Source organism: Dyadobacter frigoris (assembly GCF_005280585.1).
GTDB lineage: Bacteria > Bacteroidota > Bacteroidia > Cytophagales > Spirosomataceae > Dyadobacter > Dyadobacter frigoris.
In genome coordinates, this window is the sequence record NZ_SZVO01000002.1 from 805,474 (window position 1) to 814,141 (window position 8,668).

Annotated in this window: 8 protein-coding genes, 2 rRNA genes and 1 pseudogene; 3 read left to right on the forward strand and 8 right to left on the reverse strand. The window is 35.2% G+C overall.

Annotated features, from left to right (window positions below; translation table 11 throughout):
• Positions 1–10 precede the first annotated feature (10 nt).
• The 6 genes from FDK13_RS07065 to FDK13_RS07085 all read right to left on the reverse strand — a co-directional run bounded on the left by FDK13_RS07065 (position 11) and on the right by FDK13_RS07085 (position 6,174).
• Positions 11–1,306 carry an HlyD family secretion protein gene (locus FDK13_RS07065; protein WP_137339264.1) on the reverse strand — a complete coding sequence of 432 codons (1,296 nt, stop codon included), beginning with the start codon at positions 1,304–1,306 and terminating at the stop codon, positions 11–13.
• Complete coding sequence (locus FDK13_RS07070) at positions 1,306–3,204, reverse strand: peptidase domain-containing ABC transporter (protein ID WP_220417325.1); 1,899 nt, start codon at positions 3,202–3,204, stop codon at positions 1,306–1,308. Before FDK13_RS07070 ends, FDK13_RS07065 begins: the two co-directional genes overlap by 1 nt.
• Positions 3,134–3,280 (reverse strand): cysteine peptidase family C39 domain-containing protein, encoded by a 147-nt coding sequence (locus tag FDK13_RS36495; protein WP_220417333.1) that lies wholly within the window; start codon positions 3,278–3,280, stop codon positions 3,134–3,136. The genes FDK13_RS07070 and FDK13_RS36495 overlap by 71 nt, the downstream gene beginning before the upstream one ends.
• Positions 3,281–3,321: 41 nt before the next feature.
• Entirely contained in the window at positions 3,322–4,080 is a 759-nt protein-coding gene (locus tag FDK13_RS07075) for a hypothetical protein (protein WP_137339265.1), read from the reverse strand.
• 269 nt (positions 4,081–4,349) lie between these two features.
• Positions 4,350–5,234 carry a hypothetical protein gene (locus tag FDK13_RS07080; RefSeq protein WP_137339266.1) on the reverse strand — a complete coding sequence of 295 codons (885 nt, stop codon included), beginning with the start codon at positions 5,232–5,234 and terminating at the stop codon, positions 4,350–4,352.
• Between the two features lie 10 nt (positions 5,235–5,244).
• Complete coding sequence (locus FDK13_RS07085) at positions 5,245–6,174, reverse strand: HEAT repeat domain-containing protein (protein WP_137339267.1); 930 nt, start codon at positions 6,172–6,174, stop codon at positions 5,245–5,247.
• 319 nt (positions 6,175–6,493) lie between these two features.
• Between FDK13_RS07085 and ccsA the strand changes: the two are divergent.
• From ccsA to FDK13_RS07095, 3 genes and pseudogenes are all read left to right on the forward strand, one after another.
• Positions 6,494–7,189: pseudogene (gene ccsA, locus FDK13_RS07090) on the forward strand (cytochrome c biogenesis protein CcsA); the annotation flags it as partial.
• A gap of 22 nt (positions 7,190–7,211) precedes the next feature.
• The gene (locus FDK13_RS36910; RefSeq protein ID WP_220417326.1) at positions 7,212–7,421 is read left to right on the forward strand and encodes a CcmD family protein; all 210 of its coding nucleotides are present in this window, start codon (positions 7,212–7,214) and stop codon (positions 7,419–7,421) included.
• 273 nt (positions 7,422–7,694) lie between these two features.
• Positions 7,695–7,925: a helix-turn-helix domain-containing protein gene (locus FDK13_RS07095; protein WP_170982734.1), complete on the forward strand. Its 231-nt coding sequence runs from the start codon at positions 7,695–7,697 to the stop codon at positions 7,923–7,925.
• A 233-nt stretch (positions 7,926–8,158) separates the two neighbouring features.
• On the opposite strand, the gene rrf is transcribed toward FDK13_RS07095, so the two are convergent.
• Positions 8,159–8,270, reverse strand: a 5S ribosomal RNA gene (gene rrf / locus FDK13_RS07100).
• A 222-nt stretch (positions 8,271–8,492) separates the two neighbouring features.
• Positions 8,493–8,668: ribosomal RNA gene (locus FDK13_RS07105) — 23S ribosomal RNA — on the reverse strand; the annotation flags it as partial.

An 8,668-nucleotide genomic window follows, 5' to 3' on the forward strand; every position in this document is an offset into this window, starting at 1 on the left:
AATTAAGAGTTCAACGTGTTAACAACATTCGTCTGATTTGATAAAATAACCTTTCAATAAGTCTCAAATCCTCGGTTACTATTTCCGCCGCTGCCGCCATTCCGGTTTTGTAAACCAGTGATTTGTTAAAATTTGTCTTAAGTCCATCAGGCAAAGATACTGTCGCCAGAAAATAGGTGTTATCCTCAGACGGAACCTTGGCAATGGAAGTCACATTTCCCTCTACGGCTCCATACTCTTCAAATGGATAACCTTGAAATTTTACTAGTACGCGTTGACCAATATTTACTCTGCCCGAATTAATTTGCGGAATACGAATTTCTCCCAGGTAATGACTCGTTCCGCTACCAATGTACATAACTTCTACTCCTGCTTTAAAAGATTGTTTCTCCTGTAATGTCGTAGAAAAAAATACATTTCCCGCCTGCGGTGCAATAAGTAAATAGCGGGACTTCCACGATTCAATAGCACTTCTAAGTGTATTGAGTGCCTGTCCGAAATTTTCAGTTTGTTCTTCAACAGTGCGATCCAGTTCCAACAAATCGTTTATTTTGGTATTCTTCTGATTGTCGTTCGTAATGCGCAACGTTTCTATATTTTTAGCAGGGAGCAATTTGGCTAAGGCTTTGCTTTCCTCTCTGTAAATTTCAATATCTGGTATGACTTTCCCTGCATAAAGTTTTTTACTGATTTTGTATTCCTGGTCGGCCAGCTCTGAATCGCGTATATAGATACTTCGTTGTTCATTAAGTTGTTGATCCATTAATTCAGCCCTTTTGATATCGCTCATCAACAACTTTTTCTTTCTGTCATAAAACCGGTCTGCATATAACATTCTAACCTGGACATACACTTGTTGAAAATTCTGATATGGAGTTTGGACTTCTCCTAAATGCTCAAAGCTGGTTAGTTTGATACCGCCGAGTTGTGAAAAATTATTCCGTTCTACAACATTCCTTATTTGATTTAATTCCTTTTCCAGATCAAGTATTTCCTGATGTCTGGAAGTACTTTCCACATAAGCCAGTATCTCCCCAGCTTTCACCCTTTGATTTTCCTTGACAAATAATGCTTCTATGCGCCCATCTATTTTGAGAACTACCGGCTTTGGCAGATTATTCGAAATAAGTCGAAAATCAGCACGAACAATCGTGGGGTAATGAATTAGCCAGCTAACGGCAAAAGCCACCATTAAAACAAAACATAATGACAATGTCCCCCATCGGATAAGCCATTTGGGAGGCTGATCCATAAAATCCCGGACAGCTTCGCTCCTAAGGTCTATATCATCCTGAATCTCTTCCATTAGCTACCTAATTCTAATTGATTTTTCACCAAAGAATAATAATATCCTTTGCTTTGAACCAGTGCGACATGCGTACCTTTTTCAATAATACTTCCTTTATCTAATACAATGATCTGATCTGCATTTTTAACAGTGCTTAGTCGATGCGCAACAACAACCACCGTTTTTCCTTTAAAAAATGCTTCAAGATTACGCATAATTACGGCTTCGTTATTAGCATCCAATGCACTGGTAGCTTCGTCAAAAAAGATATATTCCGGATTTTTATAAACTGCTCTTGCAATAAGAATACGCTGTTTCTGTCCACCGCTGATACCCATTCCACTGGATCCTATTCTTGTATTATATCCGTTTGGAAGTTCCTCTACAAAATCTCCAATGTTGGCAACATGAACAGAATGAGCAAGTTTTTTACGGTTTACCCCTCCATTTTCATCTGATTCGCTGATATTACGGGCCACTGAATCAGCGAATATATATCCTTCCTGCATCACAACGCCACACTGCTTGCGCCAGAAATTATAACTCAAATTTTTGAGATTTCCGTTTCCTATTTCTATTTTACCGTCTGTGAGATCGTGATATTTTAAAAGTAATTTTAGCAAGGTAGTTTTACCACTTCCGCTGGCACCTACAATAGCGGTAACCTTTCCCTGGGGAATTTGAAAGTTGATATTATTAAGTACCAATGGAGATGTGCTGCTTCCGTAACGAAAATTCAACCCGGATATTTTGATTGTTTTATCATCGGGTAATTCATTTATCAGCAATTCATCAACATTTTCTTCATTTGTTCTATTATGAATTTCTGCCAAACGTTCCAGACTTAATTTCGCATCCTGATAACTACGAATAAAAGCGATGAAGTTGTTAACAGGCACATTCATCTGTCCGATAATGTATTGCACGGAAAGCATTGCACCCAAAGTTAATTCTCCATTGATGACAGATCTGGCAGCGATATAACTGATCAGAATATTTTTAACCTCATTGATAAACCTTCCTCCTTCATTTTGGGATTGGGACAAAGACAGACTTGCCATGTTCAATTTGAACAAACGCGCCTGAATGGCTTCCCACTCCCAGCGTCTTCGTTTTTCAGATCCATTCAGTTTTATCTCTTGCATACCATTGATTAGCTGAATCGTACTGCTCTGGTTTCCTGAGGACTGGTCAAAATACTGATAGTCAATTTTGGCTCGTTTCTTCATAAATAACAGAACCCAGGCCATGTACAATGCCGAACCAATAATAAATACAAGGAAAAGCTGAGGATTAAAATAATAAAGTATTGCGCCAAAAATAGTAAGGGTAACCGTCGAAAAAAGAACGTCCAAAGTAGTGGCAGATAAAAATGCCTGTACCCGATTATGATCCTGAATCCTCTGCATTATATCGCCAGTTGACTTTGATTCAAAAAATGAAATTGGAAGATTCATCAATTTCATCAGGAAATCAGACAACATCCTTAGATTTATCCGGCTTGTAACATGTAGTAATATCCAGTTTCGGATCACACTTAGGCCAGACTGTGATATAAACAAAACCAATTGCGCAATGAGGACAAGTGTTACAAAATTTAGATTCCTGGTATTTATACCTGTATCGACAATCTCCTGCGTAAGAAAAGGTAATCCCAACTGAAGTAAACTAGCCAGAAAAAGACCTAAAAATAATTGCCAGATGTGTCGCTGGTATGGCCTGAAATAAGGCGCTAAAAATCCCTTAACTGATTTTGAAGAAACCTGATTACCCTCCTGCGAAAAGAAGGCTGGTGTAGTTTCAAACAGTAAAAGAATTCCTTCCGAATCCTCATTAACATTTTTTTCAGGAATCCAACCTTTCAAAAAATCCTGTCGTGAATACGTAATAAGTCCATGCCCCGGAATCTGCAACAATTACCTTTGAAGACGTGGCTTCATATACGACGATGTAATGCCTCTGTCTCCAATACGCTATACATGGAAGCGGTATTCTTCATCTCGTTCCTATGCGCAATTATTGTGTGGCCGGTCCTAATTGGAGATTAAAGAATTCTGCCATGCATTCTTTCTTATCTGTACTTCATCTAAAAACAGAATTTTATCATCGACGTAAAAATATACTTCGTTTACGACTTTTTTTAATCCATAAAACAAATGGACATCGATATCTTCTTTTAAGGAAATCTTAATATTGTGCATTTCTATTTTTCTTAAAAGAGCCATTTTTATTTTTTTATCCTGCCTGACATTATCAATAATTTTATCGGTAACCTCTATGGAATCAATATTAGACACATCTAGGGTAGCGTTAGCGAACAAACCGTTTTTTATGAGTAGCTTATCATTACTCCATATAATTGGCCGCATCTTCATTGCTTTTAAATGAGCTATCAAACTCAAAGCAGTATAAATATTAAGAAAAAGTAAAATGAAGGAAAAAGTATAAAATTGGAAATGGAATAAAACCAGATGTAAACAAAGTGTTTCTATAATCGCAACTAAAAAAAGCATCAAATAAACAATCAGGCTACTACTAGTTCTGGTGTAAGAGAAAAATTTATCATCATATATGGGCTTCCTCCATAAGAATATACCGTATGCAATTACTGAAAATTCCTGTGCAATTAAATTTGCATATTTAGTATTGTCCGGATATATTTTTTGAAAAACACTTTGAATAATAAAATAATAATCTTTGTTATTTCTATTAATTGATAGCTCTTTATACAGCGAAGATGTAAAAAAATATACTAGATTTAACACTTTGAAAATAGCGTAGAGTGTAACCATTAGTCTAATATATTTACTCGTGAATAAGAATTGTGATAAATCGTCTTTTAATGGCAAAAAGTACGATCCCAATTTAAGACACAATAAGAGTAAGATTAAAATACCATAGATGTTTTTAAATAGTAAATAATTCAGAATTGGGACAATAACAATTATAATAATGGTTGCTAGCCTTTCCAATTCAGGATATTTATTTCCTATAAAGAATGTTATTATTGTAAATAGTAGTAAAAATACACCTTTTATGGCCAATTTTAACTTATTGGTTTTCATATAAATAACTCATTATCAAGTATTAATCTTGCATGTTCTTTAACGATTTTATGATCATCATTGAGGGCAGTTTTCCAAACATCCTCTTTACTTCCTAGCAAAGAAGCTAGAGCATCAAAGCATTTCATTCGTACAAAGGGAATCTCATGTGTAACAGACATTTTCTCTATTAAATCTTTCGTTTTCCCGTTTCCGAAATTTTTAGCTAAATCTAGAATTAAATACCTTCCTGTTCCACTGTTAGAAGAAATAGTTCTATTCTTTAAGTTAAACCAAAATTGTTCTCTACGAACAATTTCATTTGTAAGAGGCATAATATTTAGAGACATTGAATAATCCTGAGATGGTAGCTGGACATGAATATCTTTGGATGCTCTATAAAGCATTGCTTTTCCTTTTGGCAAGGTAGTTTTTTCTAAAAACTCCATTTCAACTTTTTCTCCAACATAACCAATAACATTATTATTGTCGTATTCCCACATTTCTGTGCTGTAACCTTGACCTAAATATCCAACTGTTAAGAATGAAAAATTGTGATCATGAGCCATTAAGTAATGATACATTTCGTCCTGCCAATCCTTTGCGCCATCACTATTTGAGGCTGGTGGCCATCCATTCGCTCTTATATAAAAATTCTTTCCCTTATACAGCATCAAGGTATGAGCAGAATGGAAGCTATGTTTTTGAAATGCATAAATATCTTCCAACTGCTCATGTAGTAGGTTTAAAAGGAATTCTTCATTGTTAGATAGCATTTGAAATTTTTCAACACATTCTAGCAGTGATCCGGTTTTATCAGGAATGATTGTTTTGGCTACAAAATCTGTAAAATCATCAAAAGAAATTGAGTTGGACGTATTAAGATCAAATGAATATGCCATTGTTAAAATTTTAAATAACGGATTGATTTTCTATCTGTTTAAAAGCTTTCTCTACGGCTTTAAATATTTCTGGGTGTGAATCATTCTTTAAAAAGTTAAGTGCTTCAATTCCTTTATCAGAATCTATCCACATTATTGATTTCGCAGCCTCCCATCTGACGTTAAAATCGGAATGCTCTAAAAGCTGGAATAATTTTTCTATGGACTTTACATTACCAATCTCTCCTAAAAGTGTGCAAGTGTGCTCAACTCTAGATGAAGTTTGATAGTTTCCAGCAACAATTCGTAGCGGGTGTAAGCTTTTTAAATCATATTCCCACACAAACGGACCTTCATCTTTAGAATACAAAGCCAAGACATTAACCTGATGATTCCGCTTACTATATTCGAAAACGTCCTGATCTTTTCTAAGAAGAATGGCTTCTCCGAAGTCAAGGTTTAAATTTTCTCCAATCAGTGTTAATTTTTTATTCCTATCAATTATATCAATTGGATATGGATTATTCTGATTGTACAAATTGTAAATAATCCCTTCCGTATTTAAAGAAACCAGAATCCTATCCCCGGCATGTGGGCTACAGTGTAATGAGTTATTAAAATCGCTCCCCTTGCGAGATAAAATGAATAGAGAGCAGTATTCGCAATCAAAAATGGTAAAAAAGGAAAATGATGCGGGCACCGGAACATATACCGAATTTTGAGCGAGCTCAGTAAGTTCAAAATTAATGAGTTGTGCCAAAAATGAACTTTTACATAAATCTTCTAAATCCTTTTTTAAATTTGATACACTCCTATTCGGTGCGTTGTTGACAACTTTCGAACAAAAATGGTTCAAGCTTTCAATGTTCCTTATACGTTCCCGGCTAAGTGATGAAAAAAACGACTCCATACATAAGAAATGTTTTTTTAAGTCTTGCCCGAAAGCAAGACTTAAATCCAAGATTAAAGAAGAAGTAAGATAACTACAGCTAATAAAATACTTGAAGATCCTTCCGAGAATTCGGGATTAACCGAGTTTTCTAAATTGTCTAATTTAATTTTCTTTGGTAACGCTTTCATCGTAAACTAAAAGTTACATTTATCAAATCAACCTTCCCACCTTTCTGGCCAGATATTGTTTCGGATTGCACCACAAAACTGCTAAATAATTATATTGTGATCTATTGCTTAGATAATAATCTTAAGGATTATGTTATAATTATTATCTAAGTAATAATTATGTTTGATAGCCTCCATTACCTTTACAAGAAGACAAAACCTCTATATACTTTATGGACATTATAAAAAATTACTGGTGGAAATCGTTAACCATAATTATTTTGACCTATGTTTTCATTTCGGGATTGACAAATCCTGTTCCCAGATTACCCATTCTTAATGAATCAATCCGTAACGTATTCTTTCATCCTCCATTATGGATATCCATGATAGCCATGCTCTCGGTATCGGCATTTTACTCTGCTCGATATCTAGTTAAAAACAAACTTCAGGATGACCTTTTAGCAATTGAATTTGCAAATACAGCTATTTTATTTGGAATTTTGGGATGTATTACTGGGTCTGTTTGGGCGTATTTCACTTGGGGCGACTTTTGGCCCAATGATCCTAAAACGAACGGTGTGGCTGTTGGAATGCTTCTTTACCTGGCGTACTTTTTACTTAGAAGTTCATTTGAAGATGAGATGAGAAGGGCGAAAATCTCAGCCGTTTATAACATATTTGCTTTTGCCATGTTTATACCTCTTATTCTAATTCTCCCTCGTCTAACTGATTCTCTCCATCCTGGAAACGGAGGAAATCCAGGATTTAACCAATATGATCAGGATAAAAGTATAACAATGATAATAAGGCCTGCCTTTTTAGGTTTTAGTCTCCTTGGTATTTGGATTACTCAACTTCGATTTAGAATGAGAAGAATTGAAAAATCCATTGAAGACAACGAAATACAAAATTAATAGTTTAATCGATCACAGGATAATGAAATTATTGCTTGCTCTTTTTGAAAGGCTTTTCTTATTAGTCATTCTTATCAATCCATCACTCTGTATCGGTGATAATTTATTATCCAGTTATCTCCGGAAAGATGGCAAGTTTTGGATTGTTATACTTGTTATCGCCATCATATTCGCTGGTTTAAGTCATTATCTGTATGTTATTAATAATAGAATTAATAAAAATAAGAGCTAATCACACAAATTTCGATATCAATAATATATTTTTCACCTCTGGTTATAAGACTTTATATTTAATTCTATCAATCATAAAAAATATTATACAATCTAAATTTTTGTACTCACAAAGATATATAACTATGCTTTTATGATAGAAGTAATAGATCTTATTATTAATTCTTATCACTATCTTTACGACACAACGATATTAAAAGCTTCAATTTTGAAATAGGAATTTATTACAAAGCGATTTGTAGAAATGATATTCAGTAATCAAAATTGTTGTAGAATGACAGCCGAGGAAGCATTACAAACCTATTACAAAAAAAGGGAAATCTCCCAACCAGAAATAGCTTTCATGCTGGAAGTAAGCCAAACCACCGTTCACAATTGGCTCAGCGGAAAACATAAAATTCCAATAGAATTTTATGATCGTATTGCGAAGCTTTGCAATATTGATCTTATTGAAATTCTACCAGAAGGGTGGAGGATTTTACTTGATAAAGAAAAACAGCAATAGGTGCTGATTATAAGTTGCTTCACTAACAAATTCCAGAACAGCTAATAAAATCAAAAAAAGACCATCCTTTCGAGATAGTCTTTTGCATTGTAATAGAATCGTGGCGTCTGGACTGCACGTCGCGGACTAGGCCCTTACTATTTTACCAAGTTTAAGCTAAGTATCATTTCGCTGGCTAACTTTAAGCACAAAAAAATCCCATCTCTTTTGAAGATGGGATTTGTATAATAGTATTGTGGCGGCTACCTACTTTACCAGGTTTGACCCAAGTATCATCGGCGGTTCCGGGCTTAACTTCTCTGTTCGGGATGGGAAGAGGTGAACACCGTTCCAATAGCCACCAACAAGATTTTCTGTTGATTTGTGGTATGAGAAGAGTTGAAGCGAGTGTCGCCCCAGACCGTTCCAATAGCCACCAACAAGCTCTTTGTGAGTGTACAATGTTTGAATGATGGAATGATAGAGTTTTGAATGGTGGCTGCCGATGCAGTCATTCATTTATTCACTCATTCAAAATTCACTCATTGAATTTCATGTCATATTGGAAGCAAAAGAGAATGAGAAAAGATTGTGCAAGCTGTTGGGTAATTAGTACTGCTCAGCTGAATGTATTTCTACACGTACACCTGCAGCCTATCAACGTCGTAGTCTACAACGACCCTTGTGTGGAAGATTCATCTTCGGGCTAGTTTCGCACTTAGATGCTTTCAGCGCTTATCTATTCCCCACATAGCTACTCGGCC

Bases quoted from the DNA above. Each gene is read 5' to 3' on its own strand.
- FDK13_RS36910 (WP_220417326.1), top strand. From the start codon at position 7,212: ATGAAATTATTGCTTGCTCTTTTTGAAAGGCTTTTCTTATTAGTCATT.
- FDK13_RS07065 (WP_137339264.1), bottom strand. From the start codon at position 1,306: ATGGAAGAGATTCAGGATGATATAGACCTTAGGAGCGAAGCTGTCCGG.
- FDK13_RS07075 (WP_137339265.1), bottom strand. From the start codon at position 4,080: ATGGTTACACTCTACGCTATTTTCAAAGTGTTAAATCTAGTATATTTT.
- FDK13_RS07095 (WP_170982734.1), top strand. From the start codon at position 7,695: ATGACAGCCGAGGAAGCATTACAAACCTATTACAAAAAAAGGGAAATC.
- FDK13_RS07080 (WP_137339266.1), bottom strand. From the start codon at position 5,234: ATGGCATATTCATTTGATCTTAATACGTCCAACTCAATTTCTTTTGAT.